This window comes from Thiohalobacter sp. IOR34 (genome assembly GCF_030406045.1).
Classification (GTDB): Bacteria; Pseudomonadota; Gammaproteobacteria; order Thiohalobacterales; family Thiohalobacteraceae.
Genome location: NZ_CP128988.1, coordinates 1621199 through 1645331, shown reverse-complemented (window position 1 = coordinate 1645331; position 24133 = coordinate 1621199). Strand labels below are relative to the sequence as shown.

Below are 24133 nucleotides of genomic sequence, written 5' to 3'. Positions count from 1 at the left end.
GCTAGCTGCCCTGTTCGGCCAGGGCATCCAGGTAGCGTTCGGCGTCCAGCGCCGCCATGCAGCCGCTACCGGCGGAGGTGATGGCCTGGCGATAGACGTGGTCCATGACGTCGCCGGCAGCGAAGACACCGGGCACGCTGGTGGCGGTGGCGTCGCCCTCGGTGCCGCTCTTCACCTTGATATAGCCCTGTTCCATCTCCAGCTGGCCCTCGAAGATGGCGGTGTTCGGCTTGTGGCCGATGGCGATGAAGATGCCGTGGACATCGATCTCCTTGGTGCTGTCGTCCTTGACGTTGCGGATGCGCATCCCGGTGACGCCGGAGTCGTCGCCCAGCACCTCATCCAGCACATGGTCCCACTCGATGCTGACCACCCCCTCCTCGGCTTTCTTGAATAGCCGGTCCTGGAGGATCTTTTCGGCGCGCAGCTTGTCGCGGCGGTGCACCAGGGTGACGTGGGAGGCGATGTTGGCCAGGTACAGGGCCTCCTCCACGGCGGTGTTGCCGCCGCCGATCACCGCCACCCGCTTGCCGCGGTAGAAGAAGCCGTCGCAGGTGGCGCAGGCCGACACGCCGCGGCCCTTGAAGGCCTCCTCCGAGGGCAGGCCGAGGTACTGGGCCGAAGCCCCGGTGCAGATGATCAGCGCATCGCAGGTGTAGCTGCCGGCATCGCCCTCCAGGCGGAAGGGGCGCTGCCCGAGGTCGGTGGTATGGATGTGGTCGAAGACGATCTCGGTGTCGAGCCGCTGCACGTGTTCGCGCATCTGTTCCATCAGCTGCGGCCCCTGCAGGTCGGCGGCGCCGCCGGGCCAGTTCTCGATCTCGGTGGTGGTCATTAGCTGGCCGCCCTGCTCCAGGCCGGTGACCAGCACCGGTTGCAGGTTGGCACGGGCGGCGTAGATGGCGGCCGTGTAGCCGGCCGGGCCGGAACCGAGAATCAGCAGACGGCAGTGCTTGGAATCGCTCATGTATAATGACTCCGAGGTGTTGGCGGGACGTTGCGCGGCGCGATGCGCCGCTATGGTACGGGCTTTGCGGGGCAGGGTAAAGGAGAGGGGATGCGCATCGGGATACCCAAGGAGATCAAGCCGCTGGAGGGCCGTGTCGGTCTGGTGCCGGCGGCCTGCAGCGACCTGGTGAAGGCCGGCCATGCGCTGTTCGTGCAGCGCGGGGCGGGGGAGAAGTCCGGCTATCCGGATGACGCCTACGAGGCCGCGGGGGCAAGGATCCTGCCGGACGCGGCGGCGCTCTACGAGAGCGCCGAACTGATCGTCAAGGTCAAGGAGCCGGTGGCGGGGGATCTCGAGCACCTGCGCCAAGGTCATCTGCTGTTCTGTTACCTGCACCTGGCCGCCAATCCCGAACTGGCGCGTGCCCTGCAGCGCATCGGCCTGACCGCGGTGGCCTTCGAGACCCTGCAGCTGCCGGAGGGCGGTCTGCCGTTGCTGGCGCCGATGAGCGACATCGCCGGGCGTCTGGCGGCGCAGATCGGTGCCACCCTGCTGCACCAGCCGCAGGGCGGCAAGGGGGTGCTGCTCGGTGGCCTGCCGGCGGCGGAACGCGGGCGGGTGACGGTGCTTGGCGCCGGTACCGCCGGCGGCAATGCCGCGGCCATGGTGGCGGCGATGGGTGCCGAGGTGACGGTGTTCGACCGCAAGCGGGACAGGCTCGCCGCGATGCGCGCCCTGGGCCCGAACGTCACTGCCCTCTATCCCTACCCGGACGAGATCGCCCGGGAGGTGGCGCGCAGTGACATCCTCATCGGCGCCGTGCTGATCCCGGGCGCGCGGGCGCCGCATCTGGTCAGCCGCGAGCAGGTGGCGGCCATGGGGGCTGGCAGCGTGGTGATCGACATCTCGGTCGACCAGGGTGGCTGCATCGAGACCACCCGTCCCACTACCTGGGAGGCGCCGACCTTCGTCACCGAGGGCGTCGTCCATTTCGGCGTCACCAACATGCCGGGGGCGGTGCCGCGCAGCGCCTCGCAGGCCCTGTCGGCGGCGCTAATTCCCTGGGTGCGGCGGCTGGCCGGGGATCCGGGCTGGTCGGCCGATCCCGCGCTGGCCGCCGGCATCAACGTCCGCGATGGCGAGATCGTCCACCTGGCGGTGCGCGCGGCGCTGGAATGAGGGGGGCTCGCCAGGCTCGTGAAAAAGAGCCATGGCCACGGAAAACACGGAAAACACGGAAAACACGGAGGGCTTGAAAGGTCTTGCCTGGTGCAGAGGTGGCTTCTGTGAACGCTTCGCGATCTGGTGATCGCGCCTGCCGGGCGCTGCCATCCAGGGCAGGATCAGCCACCAGGCCGCGATGAAGTGCGACGGCGATCGAACCTGATTGACCGCGCCTTCCGTGTGTTCCGTGGCTATATGGAATTGCGTTCCGTGATGGATGAATTTATCCTGTTCATTTATTTGGTTACCACCAATACTTGGCAAAGAATCTCAACATTGGCCCAGGCAAAGAAACGCAAGAACCGCAAGGCGTCGCCCCTGACCCATCATGTCGGCCGCGGGGTACGCGAGGGCGCACTGATCGTGCTGCTGGCGGTGGCCGCCTACCTGCTGGTCTCACTGGCCAGCTACGATGCGGCCGATCCCGGCTGGTCGCAGAGCGGTCCGGTGGAGCGCATCGGCAATGTCGGCGGCCGGGTCGGCGCCTGGTTCGCCGACGTCTCCCTCTACCTCATCGGCTACCTGGCCTACCTGTTTCCGGTGATGGTCGGCTACAGCGGCTGGCTGGTGTTCCGCGGCCGTACCGAGGCCGGGGACATCGATTACCGCACCCTGGGGCTGCGCTGGTTCGGTTTCCTGCTCACCGTCGGCGCCGGCTGCGGCCTGGCCAGCCTGCACTTCGGCATGGCGCCCGGCAGTCTGCCCTTGTCTCCCGGCGGCATCCTCGGTGACCTGATTGGAGAGGGACTGGTCTCGGCCTTCAGCTTCGTCGGCGCCACCCTGTTCCTGCTCGCCCTGTTCCTGGCCGGCGTGACCCTGTTCACCGGCCTCTCCTGGCTGGCGCTGATGGACCATACCGGGCGTCTGACCCTGGAACTCGTCGACTGGCTGGGCGACCGCCTCGACCGCTTGCGCGACGAGCTGGCCAGCCGCCGCCTGCGCCGCGAGCGGGAGGCGACGGTGAAGGTCGAGAAGAAGAAGGCCGAGAAGCGCAAGCCGCCGAGGATCGAGCCGGTGATCAAGGCGGTCGAGCCGGGCGAGCGTGAAGCCAAGGAGCGCCAGGTGCCGCTGTTCGACCCGCCGCCGGATACCGAGCTGCCGCCGCTGATGCTGCTCGACCCGCCGCGTCAGGCGGAGGGCGGCTACTCGGAGGAGGCCCTGCAGGCCATGTCCCGGCTGGTGGAGATGAAGCTGGCCGACTTCGGTATCGAGGTGGAGGTGGTGGCCGTGTTGCCGGGGCCGGTGATCACCCGCTTCGAGCTGCAGCCGGGCACCGGCGTCAAGGTCAGCCAGATCAGCAACCTGGCCAAGGACCTGGCGCGCGCCCTGTCGGCGATCAGCGTGCGGGTGGTGGAGATCATCCCCGGCAAGTCGGTGGTCGGTCTGGAGATCCCCAACGAGCATCGAGAGATCGTCGCCCTGTCAGAGATCATCCGCTCCAAGGACTACGAGAAGAGCGCATCGCCCTTGACCCTGGCGCTGGGCAAGGACATCAGCGGCCTGCCGGTGTGCGCCGACCTGGCGCGCATGCCGCACCTGCTGGTGGCCGGCACCACCGGTTCCGGCAAGTCGGTGGCCATCAACGCCATGATCCTCAGCCTGCTCTACAAGACCCTGCCCAGGGACGTGCGGCTGATCATGATCGACCCCAAGATGCTGGAGCTGTCGATCTACGAGGGCATCCCCCATCTGCTCACCCCGGTGGTCACCGACATGAAGGAGGCGGCCAATGCCCTGCGCTGGTGCGTGGCGGAGATGGAGCGCCGCTACCAGTTGATGGCGGCGCTGGGGGTGCGCAACATCGGCGGCTACAACCGCAAGGTGCAGGAGGCGATCGACGCCGGCGAGCCCATCCCCGACCCGCTGTACAAGCCGGAGGAGCAGCTCGATCCGGAGGCGCCGGCGCCGACCCTGGAGCCGTTGCCCTTCATCGTGGTCATCATCGACGAGCTGGCCGACCTGATGATGGTGGTCGGCAAGAAGGTCGAGGAGCTGATCGCCCGTCTGGCGCAGAAGGCACGCGCCGCCGGTGTGCACCTGATCCTCGCCACCCAGCGGCCGTCGGTGGATGTCATCACCGGCCTGATCAAGGCCAACATCCCGACCCGCATCGCCTTCCAGGTGTCGAGCAAGGTCGACTCGCGGACCATCCTCGACCAGGGCGGTGCGGAGCAGCTGCTCGGCCACGGCGACATGCTCTATCTGCCACCGGGCACCGGCCTGCCGATGCGCGTCCACGGCGCCTACGTCTCGGACAGCGAGGTGCACAAGGTGGTCAACCACCTCAAGGGCAGCGGCGAGCCGGACTACCTGGAGGAGATCACCCAGGGCGGGGTATCCGGCAGCGAGCTGCCGGGCGAGGCGCCGCTGGGCGGCGAGGACATGGAGGCCGATCCGCTCTACGACCAGGCGGTGCGCATCGTCACCGAGAGCCGCCGCGCCTCCATCTCCGGGGTGCAGCGGCGGCTGAAGATCGGCTACAACCGGGCGGCGCGGATGATCGAGGCCATGGAGGCCGCGGGTATCGTCGGTCCCCTGCAACCCAACGGCAGCCGCGAGGTGACCGCGCCGCCGCCGCCGGAGGCCTGATGCCGACACGGACATTCATCCTGCTGTTCGCGCTGCTGGCTGGTCTGGCGCAGCCGCTTGCCGCGACGGAGAACGGGCCTTTCGACCGTTTCTTCGATGGCCTGCAGGCCTACCGGGCGGGCTTCGAACAGACCCAGCGCGACGCCTATGGCGAGATCCTGCAGCAGGCTGCGGGACGGGTTGCGATCAAGCGCCCGGGCCGTTTCCGCTGGGACTACGAGCAGCCCTACCAGCAGTTGATCCTCGGTGACGGCGAACGCCTCTGGAGCTATGACGCCGACCTGGAACAGGTCACGGTGCGGCCACAGCGCGAGGCCCTGGACGGCACCCCGGCGGTGCTGCTCAGCGACGGCCGCAATCCGCGCCGGTTGTTCGAGGTGCGGCGGCTGGCCGTGGCGGGGAAGCAGACCCGCTATGAGCTGCGGCCGCGCAGCGAGGAGCGGCAGTTCGAACGCATCCGCCTCGACTTCGAGGGCGACATGCTGAGCGGCATGACGCTGGTCGACGGCTTCGGCCAGGTGACGGAGATCCGTTTCCTCGACCCCGAGCGCAACCCTCCGCTGGACGACGCCCTGTTCCGCTTCCAGCCACCGCCCGGTGTCGACGTCATCGGCGAATGACACGCCCATCCGTCATGTCGCAGAGCGAAGCCTACCGCCCCCTGGCCGACCGCATGCGGCCGCGCAGCCTGGAGGAGTTCACCGGTCAGCAGCACCTGCTCGGCCCCGGCAAGCCGCTGCGCCTGGCCATCGAGAGCGGTCGTCTGCACTCCATGCTGTTCTGGGGGCCGCCGGGCACCGGCAAGACCACCCTGGCGCGGCTGCTGGCCAGGACCGCAGGGGCGGAATTCATCACCCTGTCGGCGGTGCTGGCCGGGGTCAAGGACATCCGCCAGGCGGTGGAGCAGGCGCGTCTGCTGCGCGAGGCACGTGGCCGGCTGACCATCCTCTTCGTCGACGAGGTGCACCGCTTCAACAAGGCCCAGCAGGACGCCTTCCTGCCGCACGTCGAGGACGGCACCCTGATCTTCGTCGGCGCCACCACCGAGAACCCGTCCTTCGAGCTGAACAACGCCCTGCTGTCGCGGGCCCGCACCTATGTGCTGAAACGCCTCGACAAGGCCGCGCTGCGGACCATCGTCGATCAGGCACTGGCCGATGCGGAACGTGGTCTCGGGGCGCGGGACATCTGCATGGAGACGGCGCTGCGCGACCGGCTGGCCGAGGCCGCCGACGGCGATGCCCGCCGCGCCCTCAACCTGCTGGAGATCGCCGCCGATCTCGCCGAGGAGGTGGACGGTCGGCTGCAGATCCAGGAAGCGGTGCTCAACGAGGTGCTGGCTGGTGGCCTGCGGCGTTTCGACAAGGGCGGCGAGGCCTTCTACGACCAGATCTCGGCGCTGCACAAGGCGGTGCGCGGCTCGGCGCCCGATGCCGCCCTGTACTGGCTGGCGCGCATGCTCGATGGCGGCTGCGATCCGCTGTACCTGGCGAGGCGCATCGTGCGCATGGCCTCCGAGGACATCGGTCTGGCCGATCCACGGGCCCTTACCCTGTGCATGCAGGCCTGGGATGTGCAGGAACGCCTGGGCAGTCCCGAGGGCGAGCTGGCCCTGGCCCAGGCCGTGGTCTATCTGGCCTGCGCCGCCAAGAGCAATGCCGTCTACATGGCCTTCAAGGCGGCGATGAAGGATGCCCGGGCGCAGGGATCGCTGGAGGTGCCCCTGCACCTGCGCAATGCCCCGACCCGGCTGATGAAGGAACTGGGCTACGGCAAACGCTACCGCTATGCCCATGACGAACCCGAGGGCTATGCCGCCGGCGAGAACTATTTTCCCGAGGAGATGGCCGGGACCCGCTACTACCAGCCGGTGCCGCGCGGCCTGGAGAAGAAGATCGCCGAGAAGCTGGACCACCTGCGTGCCCTGGACCGCGCGGCGCGCCAGGCGGCGAAGAAGCAGTGAGTCGCGGACCGGGGTGAAGATCGCGGTCCGATCGCCGTCCGCCAGGCCATGGGGCGCGCTGCGTGCTCCAGCGTAGGAGCGGCCTCCCGGCCGCGATCGGGGGCAGGCAGCAACCTGCCATCGTGCCGCGACAGCGGATCATGGTGCGTGATGCGCAGCCCATGGGTGAATCCCGGCCGCTGAGGGCAATCGCGGCGTGGACGTCGCCCCTACGTGGCATGGCGGCCGATGGGGACTAGCAGCGGTCTCCCGGCGGCGATCCGCTGCGCTCCCACCAGGACGGCCGCTGTTGTACCATTGGCGCCCATGATGAAAGGGGGCAGGGGAGAGACCGGGCGCGAGGTGCGGCGCTGATGCAATGGCTGGCCATCGCTGCCGGCGGTGCGATCGGTGCGCTGCTGCGCTACGGCATGTCCAATGGCGTCTATGCCCTGGCGGGACGCGGCTTTCCCTATGGCACCCTGGCGGTGAACGTGCTCGGCAGTCTGCTGATGGGTATCCTCTTCGTACTGCTGATCGAGCGGCTCGACACGGGGCCGGCGCTGCGTGCCTTCTGGCTGATCGGCCTGCTCGGCGCCTTCACCACCTTTTCCACCTTTTCCATCGAGACCCTCAACCTGGTGGAGTCCGGTGAGACGTTGAAGGCGCTGGGCAACGTGCTGCTCAGCGTGCTGCTCTGCGTCGGCGCGGCGGCACTGGGGGTACTGGCCGGGAGGCAGCTATGAGCACCATCGACATTACCTTCGTGCGCATCTACCTCAGCGAGGAGAGCGGTCTGAAGAAGAAGCTGCTGGCGCGGCTGCACGACGAGGAGAAGGTGCGCGGCGTGACCGTGTTCCGTGGCATCAGCGGCTTCGGCCAGTCGGGCCACATGCATTCCTCGGACCTGATCGACATGTCGCTGGACCTGCCGATCGTCATCGAGTTCTTCGACGAGCCGGCCAAGGTGGCGGCCATCCTCGAACACCTCTCGGAGCTGGTGCCGCCGGGGCACATGGTCAGCTGGCCGGCCGAGGTCCACGACTGATCCGCCTGTTTCCCAGAATCCCTCAATCCAGACTTACAACGGAATCCCATCGATGCTCGACCCCAAACTGCTCAGAACCGACCTGGACAATGTGGCACGCCAGCTGGCCCGTCGCGGCTTTCGTCTCGACACCGAGCGGCTGCGCGAGCTGGAGGAGGCGCGCAAGCGGCTGCAGGTGCGTACCGAGGAACTCCAGGCAGAGCGCAACCGTCGCTCCAAGGCGATCGGCAAGGCCAAGGCCGCCGGCGAGGACATCCAGCCGCTGCTCGACGAGGTGGCCGGCCTCGGCGAGCAGCTTGAGGGGGTCAAGAGCGAGCTGGACAGTCTCCAGGCGGAGCTGAACGAGATCCTGCTGGCCATTCCCAACCTGCCGCATCCCGAGATCCCGGACGGCGACAGTGAGGAGGACAACCGCGAGCTGCGCCGCTGGGGCACGCCGCGCGAGTTCGACTTCGAGCCGAAGGATCACGTCGATGTCGGCCAGGCCCTGGGTGGCCTGGACTTCGAGGCCGCGGCGAAGATCTCCGGAGCACGCTTCGCCGTGATGCGCGGCGGCATCGCCCGTCTGCACCGGGCCCTGATCCAGTTCATGCTCGACACCCATGGCCGGGTGCACGGCTACCAGGAGGTGTATGTCCCCTATCTGGTCAACGCCGACAGCCTGCGCGGCACCGGCCAGTTGCCCAAGTTCGAGGAGGACCTGTTCGCCACCGCCAGTGAACCGCGCTATTACCTGATCCCCACCGCCGAAGTGCCGGTGACCAACCTGGTGCGTGGCGAGATCCTGGAGGCGGCGGACCTGCCGCTGCGCCTCGTTTGCCACACGCCCTGTTTCCGTTCCGAGGCCGGCTCGCACGGCAAGGACACCCGGGGCATGATCCGCCAGCACCAGTTCGAGAAGGTGGAGCTGGTGCAGGTGGTGCGGCCGGAGGACTCGGCCCAGGCCCTGGAGATGCTGACCGGCCATGCCGAGGCCATCCTCCAGCAACTGGAGCTGCCCTACCGGGTGATGGAGCTGTGCGCTGGCGACATCGGTTTCTCTGCCACCCGCACCTACGACCTGGAGGTCTGGCTGCCGGGGCAGGGCAAGTACCGGGAGATCTCCTCCTGCAGCAGCTTCGGCGATTTCCAGGCGCGACGCATGCAGGCCCGCTGGCGCAACCCGGAAACCGGCAAGCCGGAGCTGGTGCACACCCTGAACGGCTCCGGGCTGGCCGCCGGCCGTACCCTGGTCGCCATCCTCGAGAACTACCAGCAGGCCGACGGCAGCGTTACGGTTCCGGAAGTGCTCCGACCCTACCTGGGTGGGATTGAACGCCTCGCCGGCTGATCGCGGCGTGGACGCCGCTCCTACGATGGGGTATGGCGGCGCGATCTGGCGATGGTGCGTGAATGCGCACCTGCGCGGATGCGGTGGCCGTCACGAGGCAATCGCGGCGTGGACGCCGCTCCTACGCGATGGGCATGGCGGCGCGATCTGGCGATGGCGCGCGGATGCGTAGCTGCGCGGATGCGGTGGCCGCCACGGGGCAATCGCGGCGTGGACGCCGCTCCTACGCGATGGGTATGGCGACCGATCTGGCGATGGTGCGTGATGCGTAGCTGCGCGGATCCGGTGGCCGCCAGGGGGCAATCGCGGCGTGGACGCCGCTCCTACGCGATGGGATGGCGACCGATCTGGCGATGGTGCGTGATGCGCACCTGCGCGGATCCGGTGGCCGCCACGGGGCAATCGCGGCGTGGACGCCGCTCCTACGCGATGGGCATGGCGACCGATCTGGCGATGGTGCGTGATGCGTAGCTGCGCGGATGCGGCGGCCGTCACGAGGCAATCGCGGCGTGGACGCCGCTCCTACGCGATGGGATGGCGACCGATCTGGCGATGGTGCGTGATGCGCACCTGCGCGGATCCGGTGGCCGCCACGGGGCAATCGCGGCGTGGACGCCGCTCCTACGCGATGGGCATGGCGACCGATCTGGCGATGGTGCGTGATGCGTAGCTGCGCGGATGCGGCGGCCGTCACGAGGCAATCGCGGCGTGGACGCCGCTCCTACGCGATGGGATGGCGACCGATCTGTTGTAGGAGCGGCCTCCAGGCCGCGATCGGGGTTGTCTGCCTGCCAGCGCCCGACGCGCCGTGCGCCGTGCCGGCCGCGGTCATTGAGCGGGCGCTCCCGGTCGGCCAGCGCCTGGCTCCAGTCGGATTTGGCATGGCGCAGGATGCCGAGTTCGCAGTCCATGCCCGCTCCGCCTCAGCCGCTTTCGCTTTCCATCGGCTCGCCGCCACGCAGCGCGCTCTTGGAACGGTACATGGCCTTGTCGACATGGTGCAGCAGGGCATCGAAGTCGCTGCCGTGGGTCGGTGCCTCGCCCAGGCCGATGGTGACGCTGTAGTTCAGTCCGCCCTGGCGGGTGTCCGCCGCGACCTGCTGCTGGATGCGCCGTGCCGCATTTTCCGCTTCGTCCAGGCTGGTGTCGTGGAGGATGAGCACGAACTCGTCGCCGCCGATGCGGGCCGCGATGTCGCTGTCGCGCACCGTGCCCTGGAGGATGCCGGCGAAGGCCTTCAGCACCTCGTCCCCCACTGCGTGCCCGTAGGTGTCGTTGATGGCCTTGAACTTGTCCAGGTCGGCGAACATGACCACGAACTTCATGTTGTCCCGCTGCAGGCGTTCGAACAGCTGGCTGGTGATCTCCAGCAGGCCGCGCCGGTTGGTCAGGCCGGTGAGGGTGTCGATCTTGCTCTTGTGTTCGAGCTGGCGGTGGGATTCCTCGATACGTCCCATGAGGATGTAGGCATAGACCAGGATGATGCCGCCGAACAGGTTGAGGAAGAGCATGCCCGGGGTGATCGGGTTGTCGGCGTTCAGGTAGCGCAGGGTGAAGACCAGCATCACCGCGGCAAAGCTGCCGACCAGCGCCTCGCCGAACAGCCGCAGGCCATAGCGCATGCCGTTGCCGAGCACCACCATGATGAACACCAGCAGCGAGGGCGGTATGTCATAGGGGTCATTCAGCACCGAGATGCCGGTGATGGCGATGTCGACCCACATGGCGAAGCGGAAGCGGGTGGGGCAGATGTGCTTGCCGCTGGCATGGATGAAATTGGCGGTGTTGATCAGGAAGTAGAGGGCGTAGGCCAGATTGAGCTGGGCCGGGGTCAGCCAGGCGGGCTGGATGCCGCTGGTGAAGTTGAAATAGAGCACGCCGAGGGTGACGAACAGGTAACGGGTGAGGAACTGGACCACCTGCTCCTGCCAGCCGGGGTAGCGCATGTGGGTGGCTTCGTCCCAGGCGGCGCGGCGATCGCCCGGTGCGCGCCGGTCCCTGTGCCGGCGCCGGTCGCTCCTGCGCCGTGTCTGATCCCCCATTGAACTGCACCCCTGAAACCTTGGGCCACTCCGGGCCTCCCTAGCCGATGCACCCTAGCGAAAAGCCTCCGGGCCCGCAAGCCGGGCTCAGTTGACGGTGCCCGCCCCGGCTTGCTGCATGCTGCGTGTCTCCAGGCTGGACAGGTTCTCCCGGGCCTGGGCGGTGAGCGGATGCGCCGCGGGGAGGGTGGTGATCAGCTGCCGGGCCTCCTGGTGGATCACCGCCAGCTGCTCCGGCGAGAACAGCTCGAGCACGGCGCCCAGCTCCTCGCTGCCAGCGGAGAGCAGGCTGGCCACCAGCTCGTTCTCCTCGATGACCGGTTCCGGGCGCAGCAGATCGGCGACCAGCGGCTGTTCCAGCAGCCGGAAATGCAGCTCGCGGGCCATGTCCTCCTCGTCCAGCTTCTGTCGCGCCAGGGGATCGTTCTCCGCTCCCACGCGCACGGCGCGCATGATGGTGCCGATCAGGGTGCGGATCCCTTCCTTGACCTTGCCCTGGTCGCCGCCGAGGCCGGCGCATTCCTCGTAGCAGCGGTCGAGGTCCTCCTTGAGGGCGAGGATCTGCTCGCTTTCGGCCTGGGCATCGAGGTCGATGGCGCGCTGCACGATGTCGCGGAAGCTTTCCATGAAGGCCGCCTGTTCCTGGCGGTCGCGGCGTACCGCGGTGGTCCACTCCGCCTCGGTGATCTCGCGGCGGGATTCGGGGAACAGGGGGTTGCCCATGCGGCGTCGCAGATGGCGTTCATGTGCGCCTGGTTTGTCATTGAATTTCATCGTCTTGGCTGTCTCCTGCCGTCTCTGGCGCGCATCCTAGCATGCCGCGGGCGGGCTGTCCCCGGCGTCTGCGGCGGAGGTAAATCCATTACTGCGGACAGGGCTTAAGTTGTCGTCGCGCAGTCCGCTATCTATCAACAGACCGGCCTGTTGCGCGCCCAGCCGTGGAACGGTGCCGGAGGACGGGTGAAACCGGGCTATTGACGACTGCTTTTCTGGAGTGAGAACAAATGTCACAAGCAAGCAATGTAGTAGCGTTGGCGACCGATGAAGCGCTTGATGTAGGGGGGAAGACCATCGAATTGCTGCCGGGCGGGCGGCTGGCGAATCTGGCTGACTGGAGTCCGGCGGTGGCCGAGGCCCTGGCCGGGCGAACGGGCATCACCCTGGGTGAGGATCACTGGGTGGTCATCAACCAGATGCGTGAGTATTACGCCGAGTACAACATCGCTCCACCGCGCAAGCTGCTCAAGCGGGCGCTGCGCGCCGCCGGCCATGAATCGCTGGCCAACGATGCGCGGCTGGATGCGCTCTTCCCGAACAATGTCCTGGTGCAGGGCACGCGGATCGCCGGGATTCCTGAATCGCACCTGGATGCGGAGCTGGAACGGGAGACCTATGCCACCAGGCGTCCCCAGAGCAGTTTCTCGGCCGGCCAGCCCGAGGCCATCGAGTTCGAGGGGCGGCGCTTCGAGCTGACCCCCACCGGCAATCTGGTGCGCCAGGCCGGCTGGAACGAGCGCCTGGCCGGGTTCCTGGCCCAGCGCGAGGGCATCGAGCTGACCGAGGCACACTGGACGGTGATCAACTTCCTGCGTGATTTCTACTTCGAGTACGGCATCACCCCGATGGTCAAGATCCTCATGAAGCATATGGCCGAGGAGGTGGGGGAAGAATACGCCAGCCGCGATTTCCTCTACGGTTTGTTCCCGAAGGGGCCGTCGCGCCAGGGTTCGCGCATCGCCGGCCTGCCGGAGCCGCAGGGCTGCATCGACGGCTGATCACGCATCAGCCTGGAATCGCAGAAGGCCCTCCCGTTACGGGAGGGCCTTTTGTTTTTGAGAGTCGATGATCAGGGGACCGGTGCAGCCTAGCAGCCTGTCGGACTCAGGACTGATCTACTGCGCGGGTGGGAGAGCGGCCCGAATCTCCCTGATTTCTCGTTGCGTAGTGCCCACTATGCGCCTCGAAATCATGAAGATTCGTTCTCGTTCTCCCACCCTGCTCGCTACGATCGCCTAAGTCCGACAGGCTGCTAGCCCGGATATTGCACCAAGCCGGTCCGCTTGATCGGCGTGCAGGCTGGCAAATGAGTCGGGAACTCGTAACCCGGCTTTGTGCCTGTTCGGTCGACTCCGGGCATTGCCCGCCGTGGACCCCCCCAATCGCGGCCTGGAGGCCGCCCCTACGGGGCATGGCGGCACGATGTGTTGCCGTAGGGGCGGTCTCCAGGCCGCGATCGAGGCGCAAACTGTAAGAGCCTTTGATGGCCATTGGCGTCCTTGGATTACAGCTCGAACCCCATTCATGCCGGCCGCCTTGGTGCAATATCCGGGCTAGCTGTTGCACCAAGCCGGTCCGCATGATCGGCGTGCAGGCTGGCAAATGGGTCGGGAACTCGTAACCCGGCTTTGTGCCTGTTCGGTCGACTCCGGGCATTGCCCGCCGTGGATCCCCCCCAATCGCGGCCTGGAGGCCGCTCCTACGGGGCATGGCGGCACGATGTGTTGCCGTAGGAGCGGTCTCCAGGCCGCGATCGAGGCGCAAACGTAACCCGCCCGGAGGGCCTTTGATGGCCATGGCATCCTTGGATTACAGCTCGAACCTCATTCAAGCCGGTCCGCATGATCGGCGTGCAGGCTGGCAAATGGGTCGGGAACTCGGAACCCGGCTTTGAGCCTGTTCGGTCGACTCCGGGCATTGCCCGCCGTGGATCCCCCAATCGCGGCCTGGAGGCCGCTCCTACGGGGCATGGCGGCACAATGTGTTGCCGTAGGAGCGGTCCCTCCAGGCCGCGATCGAGACGCAAACGTAACCCGCCCGGAGGGCCTTTGATGGCCATGGCATCCTTGGATTACAGATCGAACCCCATTCATATCGTCCGCCTTGGTGCAATACCCGGGCTAGCGGCCATCGCGATCTGGTGATTGCTCCTGTTGGCCGTTTTGCCAGGCCGCGCTGCCCCTGGCGACAGTTTCTATAGGGCGCACTCGATCTTGCCCAGCCGCTCGGTGAGCTTCATGTTCTCCGCGTAATCGACCGGCACGGCGATCAGCGCCGGACCGGGCTGGCGGAAGGCCTCTTCCAGGGTCGGCAGCAGTTCCTCGGCGGCGTTCAGCCGGCGGCCCCACATGCCGAAGGCCTCGGCCAGTTTCCCCCAGTCGGGGTTGCCGAAATCGAGCCGGCAATGGCGGCCGTTGAACTGGTTCTGCTGCTTCCACTTGATCAGGCCGTATTCCCCGTCTTCCCAGACCATGTAGACCACATTCAGGCCGAGGCGCACCGCGGTCTCGAGGTCCTGCACGTTCATCAGGAAGCCGCCATCGCCGCAGATGGCGAGCACCCGCCGTTCCGGGCTGGCCATCTTGGCGCCGATCGCGCCCGGCAGGGCAAAGCCCATCGAGCAGAAGCCGTTGGAGATCAGGCAGGTGTTGGGTGTCTGGCACTGGTAGTAGCGGGAGATCCACATCTTGTGGGCACCGACGTCGGACAGCAGGTAGTCCTCGGGACCGAGGAACTCGCGCACGTCCCAGAGGATCTTCTGCGGCTTCATGGGGAACGAGCCGTCGTCCTTGTCCATGGCGAAGTCGTCGAGGATGGTCTGGCGCAGCTTGAGCCAGCGGTCGATGTCCTGCAGCGGCAGGTCGCCGGCGTGGTTGCGTTCCAGTTCCATGTTGATCTGCCACAGCGCGTCGGCGATGTCGCCGACCACGTCCACGGCCACTGTGTAGTGCATGTCCACCTCGGCCGGCAGGAAATCGATGTGCACGATGGCCTTGTCCAGGTTCGCATTCCAGAAGCTGGGGCTGTATTCCACCAGGTCGTAGCCGACGGTGATCACCACGTCCACGTCGTCCAGCGCATGGTTGATGTGGTCCTTGCCCTGCAGGCCCATGGTGAACAGCGAATGCTTGTCGTCCATGGGCATCGAGCCCTTGCCCATGAAGGTGTTGACCACCGGGATGCCGGTCTTCTGCGCCAGCCGGCGCAGTTGCTTGGCGGCGCGCTTGCGCACCGCGCCGTTGCCGGCGAGGATCAGCGGCCGCCGGGCGCGGGTAATGATGTCCACCGCCTGGGCGATGGCCTTGTAGTCGGCACCGGGGCGGCGTGTCTTGTAGACGTGCATCGGCCGGCCGGTAACGGTCTGCTTGGCGACGTCCTCCGGCAGCTCGATGACGGCAACACCGGGCTTCTCCGCCTCGGCGATCTTGAACGCCTTGCGCACCACCTCGGGGATGGTGGATTCGTCGACCACCGACTGCGCCCATTTGGTGATCGGTTTCATCATGCCGATGCTGTCCATGTTCTGGTGGCTTTCCTTGTGCAGGCGGCGGGTCGAGCCCTGGCCGACAATGGCGACGATGGGCGCCCGGTCCATGTTGGCGTCGGCCAGCCCGGTGACCAGGTTGGTGGCACCAGGCCCCAGGGTGGCGAGGCAGACCCCGGCCTTGCCGGTGATCCGCCCGTAGACGTCAGCGATGAAGGCCGCCGCCTGTTCGTGGCGGCAGAGCACGAATTCGATGGTGCTGTCCATCAGCGACATCATCAGGTCGGCGTTTTCCTCACCGGGCACACCGAAGATGTGGGTCACACCCTCGGCTTCCAGGCAGCGCACGAAGAGATCCGAGGCCTTCTGCTCGGTGGGGCGCACCTGGTCGGCGCTGGCTTGCAGTTCACCCATCATGGTCTGTCCTGTCTGCTGTGGCATGGTTCTGTGTCCGCTGTCTGCTGTCCACGTCTGCCGGCCTCTACGCTTAGCCGCAAGGCACGGGTCGGCTATATAATGCTTATCGACATTCCGGCACTGCACTTGACCCGCATGCATTGAGATATACTTCTCAGATCGCTGGAGACACCCTTTTCCCCCCGGGACTGCCTATGACACGGAACAAGGCCGAGCAGCGGCCCAAGACCATTCACCTGCGCGATTACCGGCCTCCGGCCTTTCTGGTCGATGCCATCGACCTGCGCTTCGAGCTGGACGAGGCCGAGACCCGGGTTCGGGCACTGTTGTCGATGCGGCGCAATCCCGATGCGGAACGGACGGACACCCTGCTGCTGGACGGCGAGGCCCTGGAGCTGCGCGGGCTGGCGCTGGACGGTGTGCCGCTGGCGGCGGACGGCTACCGGCTGTTCGACGACCGGCTGGAGATCGATGCCGTGCCGGCGCGGTTCGAGCTGTGCATCGAAACCGCGCTGCGCCCTCAGGACAACACCGAGCTGTCCGGCCTGTACCGCTCCAGCGGCAACTTCTGCACCCAATGCGAGGCCGAGGGCTTTCGCCGCATCACCTATTTTCCGGATCGGCCGGACGTACTGGCCCGCTACAGCACCACCCTGGTGGCCGACGCCGAACGCTATCCGGTGCTGCTCTCCAACGGCAATCTGGTCGCCGAGGGCGAGACCGAGGACGGCCGCCACTGGGTGCGCTGGGAGGACCCCTTCCCCAAGCCCAGCTACCTGTTTGCCCTGGTGGCCGGCGATCTGGCCTGTATCGAGGACAGCTTCGTCACCGCCTCCGGCCGCGAGGTGGCGCTCTATCTCTACGTGCAGGCGCACAATATCGACCAGTGCGGCCATGCCATGGCCTCGCTGAAGAAGGCCATGCGCTGGGACGAGTTGAACTACGGCCGCGAGTACGACCTGGACCGCTACATGATCGTCGCCGTCGACGACTTCAACATGGGGGCGATGGAGAACAAGGGGCTGAACATCTTCAACTCCCGCTACGTGCTGGCCCGGCCGGACACCGCCACCGACCGTGATTACCAGCAGATCGAGGGCGTGATCGGCCACGAGTACTTCCACAACTGGTCCGGCAACCGGGTGACCTGCCGCGACTGGTTCCAGCTCAGTCTCAAGGAAGGCTTCACGGTGTTCCGCGATCAGTCGTTCAGCGCCGACAGCTATTCGCCCGGCGTGCAGCGCATCGAGGACGTCAACCTGCTGCGCAATCACCAGTTCCGCGAGGATGCCGGGCCCATGGCCCATCCGGTGCGCCCCGAGTCCTATGTCGAGATCAACAACTTCTACACCACCACCGTCTACAACAAGGGCGCGGAGGTGGTACGCATGCTGCACACCCTGCTCGGTGCCGAGGGCTTTCGCCGCGGCTGCGACCTGTACTTCGAGCGCCACGATGGCCAGGCGGTGACCACCGACGACTTCGTGCGCGCCCTGGAGGACGCCAACGGTGTCGACTTCACCCAGTTCCGGCGCTGGTACAGCCAGGCCGGCACGCCGGAGCTGCAGGTCGAGCGCCACTTCGACCCCGTCGCCCGCCGCTACAGGCTGCACATCCGGCAGAGCTGCCCGCCGACCCCGGGGCAGCCGGCCAAGCAGCCCTTCCACATCCCCCTGGCCATGGCGCTGCTGGACGACGGGGGGCGCGCGCTGCCGCTGCGCCTGGCAGGGGAGGGCGCAGCGGTCGGCGACTCGCGGGTGCTGGAGCTACGCGAGGCAGAGCAGTCGTTCGTGTTCGAGGACATCGACGCGGAGCCGGTGCCCTCCCTGCTACGCGGCTTCTCGGCGCCGGTGCGTCTGCACATCGACTACAGCGACGAGGAACTGGCCTTTCTGCTGGCTCACGACAGCGACGACTTCGCCCGCTGGGAGGCGGGGCAGATCCTCGCCCGCCGGCTGCTGCTGGCCGCGGCGGGCGGTGAGGAGGCGGAGCCGGATCTGCTGATCGAGGCTTTCGCGCGCCTGCTGGACGATGCCCGGGCCGATCCTGCCTTCCGCGCCCTGGCGCTGAACCTGCCGTCCGAGACCTACCTGTCCGAATTCATGACGGTCATCGATCCGGATGCCCTGCACCGGGCGCGCCGCGAGCTGCGGCGACAGATCGCCAAGGCGCTGCAGGACAAGCTGCTGACGTACTACCGGGCGCACACCGACGATGCCCCCTACCGCATCGATCCACAGTCGGTGGGACGACGCAGCCTGCGCAACCTCTGTCTGGGGTATCTGCTGGAGCTGGAGACGCCGGTGGTGTATGCACTGGCCGAGCGCCAGTTCCACCAGGCCGGCAACATGACCGACGTGCTCGCGGCCCTGACGGCGCTGGTCGACAGCGACAGCCCGGCCGCGGAGCCGGCGCTGGCGGCCTTCTACGAGAAGTGGCGGGACGAGGCGCTGGTGGTCGACAAGTGGTTCAGCCTGCAGGCCACCTCGCGCCGGGCGGACACCCTGGAGCGGGTGCAGGCGCTGAGCCGCCACCCGGCCTTCAGCCTGACCAACCCGAACAAGGTCTATGCCCTGCTGCGCAGCTTTGCCGCGGCCAACCCGGTCCATTTCCATCGCGCGGACGGCGCCGGCTACGCCTTCATTGGCGAGCAGGTGCGGCGCCTGGATGCCATCAATCCCCAGGTGGCCGCGCGGCTGGTCACGGCCTTTACCCAATGGCGGCGCTACGACGCCGGGCGGGCAAAGGGCATGCGGGCGGAGCTGGAAAAGATTCTTGCAGAATCTTCAATATCGACTGATGTCTATGAAATTGCATCAAAAAGCCTGGAGTCATGAGGGCGGTGGGCATGTCCTGCTTGCCAGCCGGCTGGCCGGAGGACTAGGATGTGAATAAACGTCCCTGACCCCTCTTTCATCCGAGTGAGGCCCGTGATCCAGACCATCCGCCGTCGCACAGATTGCCTGCACCGGTCGCTCGCCGTCGCCGTGCTCTGTCTGGCCTGCGCCTCGGTCCAGGCCGGGGAGGGTGGGGCGACGACGGCCCTCTGGGCGGCCCCGGCCATCGCCCAACCGGCTTTCCGCCTGGGTCCCGGCGATACGCGCCGTGGTGCGGCACTGGATCTCTTTGCCATCCAGCCGCGTGAGTCGAACTTTGCCGCCGGCCTCAGCCGCCGCCTCGACGCGCGCTGGTCGCTGGACGCCGGGGTTGCCGTGTCCCGCGTCAGCCAGGTCAGGCCGGTGAATTACCACGACTATTTCCTGGCCGTGAACTACGGTTCCCTGAGCGGCCGGCTCTGGTACCTGGACGATGCCGAGAACCTGGCCGGCCGGTCGCTGTACTATGAGGCCGGCTGGGAGGGCGCCGTCACCGACCGCTTGTCGCTGTCGCTGCGCATGGGACAGCGCCATCAGCCGGGGCAGGTTGGCGAGCTGCTGCCGGATTTCAGCATCGGCGCCCGCACCCGGGTGCGCGGATTCGGCCTCGACCTGCGCCTGGTGGAACGCGGTCTGCCCGGCACCAGCGAGAACTCGGACCTGCGCCTGATGGGCAGCCTGAGCCGTTCCTTCCCCTGAAATCCCCCCGCGGGTCCGCGGAAAATATATTGAAAAACAAGGTCTAGCCATCTATAGTTGCGCGCTGTTCTCTAGCCCGGATATTGCACCAAGGCGGCCCGCATGATCGGAGTGCAGGCTGGTATACGAGGCCAGGAGGCTCGCAAATAGGCCCTCGTGGCGGGGTACACTTTGTGCCTATTCGATCTCAGGACGCATCTGGCTGCGCATCCTGGCCGATCGCCCTTGAACCCTAGCTACGGCTATGCTTCTGCGGGTGATCGACCAACCTGCTTTGCCAGCTCCGCCCTGAGAATCGAATCCTTGGTGCAATATCCGGGCTAGCTGTCACCCGGCTATCACGTAAAGGGTATTTCCCTCTCCGGCCGGCTGTGGTCCACTGACCCGCTACCCGCAAGCAACACGAAGTCGATTGCATGGATTTCCTGCCCGTATTCTTCACCCTCAAGGATCAACCCTGCCTGGTGGTCGGTGGCGGTGCCGTGGCCGCCCGCAAGGCCGGCCTGCTGAGCCGCGCCGGTGGCCGGGTGCGGGTGGTGGCCCCCGAGCTCGGTGCCACCCTGGCCGAGCGTGCGGCGCGCGGCGAGATCGAGCACCGGGCGCGGACCTTCGAGGCAGGAGATCTCGACGGCATGCGCCTGGTGATCGCCGCCACCGACGACCGGGACATCAATGCCGAGGTGTCGCGGCTGGCCCAGGCACGCGGTATCCCGGTCAACGTGGTCGACGATCCGGCGCTGTGCAGCTTCATCATGCCCTCCATTCTCGACCGGTCGCCAGTGATGATCGCCGTTTCCAGCGGCGGCACGTCGCCGGTGCTGGCTCGGCAGCTGCGCAGCCGGCTGGAGAGTCTGATCCCCTCGGCCTACGGGCGCCTTGCCCAGTTGGCCGAGGATTACCGCGAGGCGGCCAAGGAGCGGCTGCCGGACGAGGCACAGCGGCGCCGCTTCTGGGAGGACCTGCTGCAGGGTCCGGTGAGCGAGATGGTCTTCGCCGGCCGCGACGCCGAGGCCCGCGAGGCGCTGGAGGCGGCGCTGGCGGCGGGCCACGGCGCGAGCGAGACCGGCGAGGTCTATCTGGTCGGTGCCGGACCCGGCGACCCCGACCTGCTGACCTTTCGCGCCGTGCGCCTGATGCAGCAGGCCGACGTGGTGGTTTACGACCGGCTGGTGTCGCAGCCGATCCTCGACATGACCCGGCGCGACGCCGAGCGTTACTACGTCGGCAAGGAGAAGGACAACCACGCCGTGCCCCAAGAGGGCATCAACCAGCTGCTGGTCGACTTCGCCAAACAGGGCAAGCGGGTGCTGCGCCTCAAGGGCGGCGACCCCTTCATCTTCGGCCGCGGCGGTGAGGAGATCGAGACCCTGGCTCAGGAGGGCATCCCTTTCCAGGTGGTGCCGGGGATCACCGCCGCGGCCGGTTGCGCCAGCTATTCCGGTATCCCGTTGACCCACCGTGATTATGCCCAGTCCTGCACCTTCGTCACCGGCCATCTCAAGGACGGTAGCCTGGACCTGAACTGGCCGGCGCTGGCCCAGCCGCGGCAGACCGTGGTGTTCTATATGGGACTGACCGGCATCAGTGTGATCAGCGAGCAGCTGATCCGCCACGGAGTGTCACCGGACATGCCGGCGGCGCTGGTCGAGCAGGGCACCACCCCCAACCAGCGGGTACTGGTCGGCACCGTCGGCAGTCTGCCGCGACTGGTCGAGGAGGCCGGAGTCCGCGCCCCGACACTGACCATCGTCGGCGAAGTGGTGCAGCTGCACGACAAGCTGGACTGGTATCATCCGCAGGAACACGTGCCGGGCACCGTGTTCCGAAGCAACAGTCCTGCAGGAGAGTAGGAACATATGAGCGAAGACAACCCCGAGTTCGAGATCCCCAAGATCGAGGGCGGCGGCGCCTGCGCCGAGGAGGAACTGTTTGCCCTGCAGGTGCTGGACGACAGCATGGAACCGGAGTTTGCCAAGGGCTGCATCATCATCATCGACCCGGGCGGGATCATCCAGAACGGCTGTTTCGTGCTGGCGCGGCACGAGGAAGACAACTTCATCTTCCGCCAGTTGCTGATCCAGGAAGACCGCTACTACCTCAAGCCGATGCGCAGCAGCTACGAGACCATCGAGATCCCGGGGCTGGAGGTCATCGTCGGTGTCATCGTGCAGCGCGCCGGCACCCGCCGCAGCTACCACAAGCACTACGTCTGATACCGCACCGTCGCGCGGTTATTGCGCCATTCCTTGATGTCGGTCGTTGCAGGGCGCCCGCGGATTGCCTAGCCTTGCCGTTACATGGAACCCCATGTTCAGCACAGCGAGGGCAAGGACATGAAGAGACTGATGACAAGTGCAGTACTGGCCGCCAGCGTGGCCGTGAGCGGCTGCGCCGGCTACCAGGGCAGTAACGAACAGGCCGGCATGATCATCGGCGGTGTGCTCGGTGGTGTGCTGGGTTCCCAGGTGGGCAAGGGTCACGGCCGTACCGTGGCCATCATTGCCGGCACCCTGGCCGGGGCCGCCATCGGTGGTTCCATTGGCCGTTCCATGGATGAGACCGACCGGCTGAAGACCGCCCAGACGCTGGAAAATGTGCGCACCGGCGTGCCATCAAGCTGGCGGAACCCGGATACCGGCAACCAGTACACCGTGGTGCCGACCCGGACCTATGAAACGGCCGAGGGGCCCTGCCGCGAATACACCATCGACGCCGTGATCGGTGGCCGCAAGGAAACCGCCTACGGCACCGCCTGCCGCCAGCCGGACGGTAGCTGGAAGATTCAGAACTGATCCACCCGGGTCCCCGCCGCTTCTGCACCCCCGCAGGAGCGGCGGCCACACCGCGATAAAAAACCGCGACGACCAAGGCCCGCCGGTCACTTCGATCCCGCACCCCGTCGCCTTCCACGCCGCAGAGACAGCGCACCCGTAGGAGCGGCCACCAGGCCGCGATTACCCGTGCCCCAACACGCTGCACCTTTCCCTGACCCACCCATCACCCTTCCCCAAAGGCTTCCCCAACACCTCGGCATAGAGAAAGACCAGGGCATTGAAGGCCTGATGCTGACTCGTCACCGAAAGCCGCCGTTCAAGTGCAAGGTGGGAAAGAAAGCGGGCGACATCCCTATTGCACATCGAGATCGGATGCCGGTAGTGATGAAAACGGATGTAGTGGCGTATCCAATAACAATACGCCTGTTCCGTCTTGCGGCTGTAATGAAGCGCGCGGATGGTATTCCGCACCTGATCGAGAAGGCGAACCCCCGTCATCGGCTGTTTCCTCCCTGAAACAACAAACACTGTTATTTTATACAGTATATGGTAGATATCAACAGAGGCATTTCACAGAATACGCCGTGATATCTGTCCAGATAGCACGGCACAAGCATATATATCCATATTTTTCACCGAGTTAGTGCGCCGCATAAAACAGGGCGAAGCAGATGGATATACGGCGCCAGCCGCATTATTTCCGGAAAAGCGGATATCACCGCATGCGCCGCTCAACCCGGAGGCTTGCAAGATCGGTGGTTTTTATATAAAAGCCACTAGTGTCCGGAATATTAGTCAAATAGATTCAACTGGTTACTGAAATTTGCATCGCTTATTGCTTGGTCGCATCTTGTAAGTAGTTGATCTATTGATGTTGTTTCGAAAGCGGTCACACTCAGAATCTGTAGTATCGAGTAGAGGCTGGCCTGGATATTGAGACGCTTCTTGATGATGGCGACCAGCACATAGACGGAGACGGCGATCCAGACCTGAGTCTTGACGGCATTCTCCGAGGTACCGAAAAACGACTTGATTCGCAGGTGCTGTTTGATCCATTTGAAGAACAGCTCCACCTGCCAGCGATAGCGATAAAGCTCGGTGATGGTGATCGCCGGAATGCTGAAGTTGTTGGTCAGAAAGACCAACCGCTTGTCGGTCTCGGCATCGTAATATTTGATCCGGCGTAGTCGGTCGGGATAGTACTGGGCGGTATAGAACCCGGTCAGCGCTACGGTTTGGTCGCAACGCAGGCCGGAGTTCTTGTCCACGGGATGAGAGTAGATCCGACGGAATTTCAGGTTGGACTTGGCGCGAATGACGAAAAAAGCCGACGCATGGTGGAGCTGATGGAGACGCTCGAAGTCTGTATAGCCGCGGTCCATGACGTAGAAGGCTCCGGGCTCTGGCAATAGCAGGTCGAACACGTTGACATCGTGGAGTTTTCCATCGGAGATATGGATAAACGAGGGGATATTGCCTCGTAGATCGAGCAGGGTATGCAGCTTGACAGCCGCCCTGGTTCGCCGGAAGCGAGCCCAGGGAAAGACCGACAGGCAAAGGTCGATGGTGGTGGCGTCGAGCGCGTAGACCGTGTTGTCGAGTTCGAGCCCGAGTTCCTCGTCGGCATAAAGCCGTCGTGCGATTTGGATCAGCGACTGGGCAAAGTCTGCGTAGATCCGCCAGTCGCGTTTTTCGTTGGCCTCGGCCAGGGTACTGCGGGCTACGCGAGAGCGAATACCCATGTGGTAGAGCTTGTTGCTTTGGGCATTGAGGCAGGCCTCTATATCGCGCAGGCTCTCCCGGTAGGTGAGTTGTGCGAAGGCCATGCACCGGTACTGATCCTGGCAGCTGAAGCGTTTTACGTGGCGGTTGCCGTTGTAGCGCTGGATGCAGCGCCGAAGGGTGTGCAAAGGCAGATGATCCATCGCCTGTGCGAACACGAGTTTGCCGGTGTACATGACTTGACCGCTCCGACCCGGGAT

Annotated in this window: 19 protein-coding genes; 13 read left to right on the top strand and 6 right to left on the bottom strand. The window is 66.0% G+C overall.

What is annotated here, in order from left to right:
* Window position 1 precedes the first annotated feature (1 nt).
* The gene (gene trxB / locus QVG61_RS07610; RefSeq protein ID WP_289930032.1) at window positions 2-967 is read right to left on the bottom strand and encodes a thioredoxin-disulfide reductase; all 966 of its coding nucleotides are present in this window, start codon (window positions 965-967) and stop codon (window positions 2-4) included.
* Window positions 968-1057: 90 nt separating this feature from the next.
* Here trxB and ald point away from each other — a divergent pair, with 90 nt between their 5' ends.
* From ald to serS, 7 genes are all read left to right on the top strand, one after another.
* On the top strand, window positions 1058-2128 hold the full coding sequence (ald, locus tag QVG61_RS07605; RefSeq protein WP_289930031.1) for an alanine dehydrogenase: 1071 nt from the start codon (window positions 1058-1060) through the stop codon (window positions 2126-2128).
* 321 nt (window positions 2129-2449) lie between these two features.
* Window positions 2450-4762 carry a DNA translocase FtsK gene (locus tag QVG61_RS07600; protein ID WP_289930030.1) on the top strand — a complete coding sequence of 771 codons (2313 nt, stop codon included), beginning with the start codon at window positions 2450-2452 and terminating at the stop codon, window positions 4760-4762.
* Window positions 4762-5382: an outer membrane lipoprotein chaperone LolA gene (gene lolA, locus QVG61_RS07595; protein ID WP_289930029.1), complete on the top strand. Its 621-nt coding sequence runs from the start codon at window positions 4762-4764 to the stop codon at window positions 5380-5382. Before QVG61_RS07600 ends, lolA begins: the two co-directional genes overlap by 1 nt.
* Window positions 5383-5396: 14 nt before the next feature.
* Window positions 5397-6725: a replication-associated recombination protein A gene (locus QVG61_RS07590; protein WP_289930028.1), complete on the top strand. Its 1329-nt coding sequence runs from the start codon at window positions 5397-5399 to the stop codon at window positions 6723-6725.
* 353 nt (window positions 6726-7078) lie between these two features.
* Window positions 7079-7450: a fluoride efflux transporter CrcB gene (crcB, locus tag QVG61_RS07585; RefSeq protein ID WP_289930027.1), complete on the top strand. Its 372-nt coding sequence runs from the start codon at window positions 7079-7081 to the stop codon at window positions 7448-7450.
* The gene (locus QVG61_RS07580; RefSeq protein WP_289930026.1) at window positions 7447-7752 is read left to right on the top strand and encodes a DUF190 domain-containing protein; all 306 of its coding nucleotides are present in this window, start codon (window positions 7447-7449) and stop codon (window positions 7750-7752) included. The genes crcB and QVG61_RS07580 overlap by 4 nt, the downstream gene beginning before the upstream one ends.
* 52 nt (window positions 7753-7804) lie before the next feature.
* Window positions 7805-9082: a serine--tRNA ligase gene (gene serS, locus QVG61_RS07575; protein ID WP_289930025.1), complete on the top strand. Its 1278-nt coding sequence runs from the start codon at window positions 7805-7807 to the stop codon at window positions 9080-9082.
* A gap of 923 nt (window positions 9083-10005) precedes the next feature.
* On the opposite strand, the gene QVG61_RS07570 is transcribed toward serS, so the two are convergent.
* Entirely contained in the window at window positions 10006-11124 is a 1119-nt protein-coding gene (locus QVG61_RS07570; protein ID WP_289930024.1) for a GGDEF domain-containing protein, read from the bottom strand.
* 87 nt (window positions 11125-11211) lie between these two features.
* Window positions 11212-11898 (bottom strand): hypothetical protein, encoded by a 687-nt coding sequence (locus QVG61_RS07565; RefSeq protein WP_289930022.1) that lies wholly within the window; start codon window positions 11896-11898, stop codon window positions 11212-11214.
* Window positions 11899-12128: 230 nt separating this feature from the next.
* Here QVG61_RS07565 and QVG61_RS07560 point away from each other — a divergent pair, with 230 nt between their 5' ends.
* A complete protein-coding gene (locus QVG61_RS07560; protein ID WP_289930021.1) occupies window positions 12129-12899 on the top strand; it encodes a TusE/DsrC/DsvC family sulfur relay protein in 771 nt (256 codons plus the stop codon).
* Between the two features lie 1196 nt (window positions 12900-14095).
* Here the strand turns inward: QVG61_RS07560 and QVG61_RS07555 are convergent.
* Complete coding sequence (locus QVG61_RS07555; RefSeq protein WP_354671152.1) at window positions 14096-15826, bottom strand: acetolactate synthase large subunit; 1731 nt, start codon at window positions 15824-15826, stop codon at window positions 14096-14098.
* Window positions 15827-15996: 170 nt separating this feature from the next.
* Between QVG61_RS07555 and pepN the strand changes: the two genes are divergently transcribed.
* The 5 genes from pepN to QVG61_RS07530 all read left to right on the top strand — a co-directional run bounded on the left by pepN (window position 15997) and on the right by QVG61_RS07530 (window position 22169).
* On the top strand, window positions 15997-18639 hold the full coding sequence (gene pepN, locus QVG61_RS07550) for an aminopeptidase N (RefSeq protein ID WP_289930020.1): 2643 nt from the start codon (window positions 15997-15999) through the stop codon (window positions 18637-18639).
* Between the two features lie 93 nt (window positions 18640-18732).
* Window positions 18733-19377, top strand: a complete 645-nt coding sequence (locus QVG61_RS07545) for a hypothetical protein (protein WP_289930019.1) — start codon at window positions 18733-18735, stop codon at window positions 19375-19377.
* 416 nt (window positions 19378-19793) lie between these two features.
* Window positions 19794-21227, top strand: coding sequence for a siroheme synthase CysG (cysG, locus tag QVG61_RS07540; RefSeq protein ID WP_289930018.1), 1434 nt, complete (start codon window positions 19794-19796; stop codon window positions 21225-21227).
* A 6-nt stretch (window positions 21228-21233) separates the two neighbouring features.
* Window positions 21234-21590, top strand: coding sequence for a S24 family peptidase (locus tag QVG61_RS07535; RefSeq protein WP_289930016.1), 357 nt, complete (start codon window positions 21234-21236; stop codon window positions 21588-21590).
* Window positions 21591-21710: 120 nt separating this feature from the next.
* Window positions 21711-22169 (top strand): RT0821/Lpp0805 family surface protein, encoded by a 459-nt coding sequence (locus QVG61_RS07530; protein WP_289930015.1) that lies wholly within the window; start codon window positions 21711-21713, stop codon window positions 22167-22169.
* 162 nt (window positions 22170-22331) lie between these two features.
* Here the strand turns inward: QVG61_RS07530 and QVG61_RS07525 are convergent, their stop codons facing one another.
* A complete protein-coding gene (locus QVG61_RS07525) occupies window positions 22332-22649 on the bottom strand; it encodes a phage integrase N-terminal SAM-like domain-containing protein (protein WP_289930014.1) in 318 nt (105 codons plus the stop codon).
* Between the two features lie 293 nt (window positions 22650-22942).
* Window positions 22943-24109 (bottom strand): IS4 family transposase, encoded by a 1167-nt coding sequence (locus QVG61_RS07520; protein WP_289930013.1) that lies wholly within the window; start codon window positions 24107-24109, stop codon window positions 22943-22945.
* Between the last annotated feature and the right edge of the window lie 24 nt (window positions 24110-24133).

Coding starts and splice junctions, on each gene's coding strand:
- QVG61_RS07525 (WP_289930014.1), bottom strand. CDS start 22,649: ATGACGGGGGTTCGCCTTCTCGATCAGGTGCGGAATACCATCCGCGCG.
- QVG61_RS07560 (WP_289930021.1), top strand. CDS start 12,129: ATGTCACAAGCAAGCAATGTAGTAGCGTTGGCGACCGATGAAGCGCTT.
- serS (WP_289930025.1), top strand. CDS start 7,805: ATGCTCGACCCCAAACTGCTCAGAACCGACCTGGACAATGTGGCACGC.
- cysG (WP_289930018.1), top strand. CDS start 19,794: ATGGATTTCCTGCCCGTATTCTTCACCCTCAAGGATCAACCCTGCCTG.
- trxB (WP_289930032.1), bottom strand. CDS start 967: ATGAGCGATTCCAAGCACTGCCGTCTGCTGATTCTCGGTTCCGGCCCG.
- QVG61_RS07565 (WP_289930022.1), bottom strand. CDS start 11,898: ATGAAATTCAATGACAAACCAGGCGCACATGAACGCCATCTGCGACGC.
- QVG61_RS07535 (WP_289930016.1), top strand. CDS start 21,234: ATGAGCGAAGACAACCCCGAGTTCGAGATCCCCAAGATCGAGGGCGGC.
- QVG61_RS07555 (WP_354671152.1), bottom strand. CDS start 15,826: ATGCCACAGCAGACAGGACAGACCATGATGGGTGAACTGCAAGCCAGC.
- lolA (WP_289930029.1), top strand. CDS start 4,762: ATGCCGACACGGACATTCATCCTGCTGTTCGCGCTGCTGGCTGGTCTG.
- pepN (WP_289930020.1), top strand. CDS start 15,997: ATGACACGGAACAAGGCCGAGCAGCGGCCCAAGACCATTCACCTGCGC.
- crcB (WP_289930027.1), top strand. CDS start 7,079: ATGCAATGGCTGGCCATCGCTGCCGGCGGTGCGATCGGTGCGCTGCTG.
- QVG61_RS07590 (WP_289930028.1), top strand. CDS start 5,397: ATGTCGCAGAGCGAAGCCTACCGCCCCCTGGCCGACCGCATGCGGCCG.
- QVG61_RS07580 (WP_289930026.1), top strand. CDS start 7,447: ATGAGCACCATCGACATTACCTTCGTGCGCATCTACCTCAGCGAGGAG.
- QVG61_RS07530 (WP_289930015.1), top strand. CDS start 21,711: ATGAAGAGACTGATGACAAGTGCAGTACTGGCCGCCAGCGTGGCCGTG.
- QVG61_RS07570 (WP_289930024.1), bottom strand. CDS start 11,124: ATGGGGGATCAGACACGGCGCAGGAGCGACCGGCGCCGGCACAGGGAC.
- ald (WP_289930031.1), top strand. CDS start 1,058: ATGCGCATCGGGATACCCAAGGAGATCAAGCCGCTGGAGGGCCGTGTC.
- QVG61_RS07520 (WP_289930013.1), bottom strand. CDS start 24,109: ATGTACACCGGCAAACTCGTGTTCGCACAGGCGATGGATCATCTGCCT.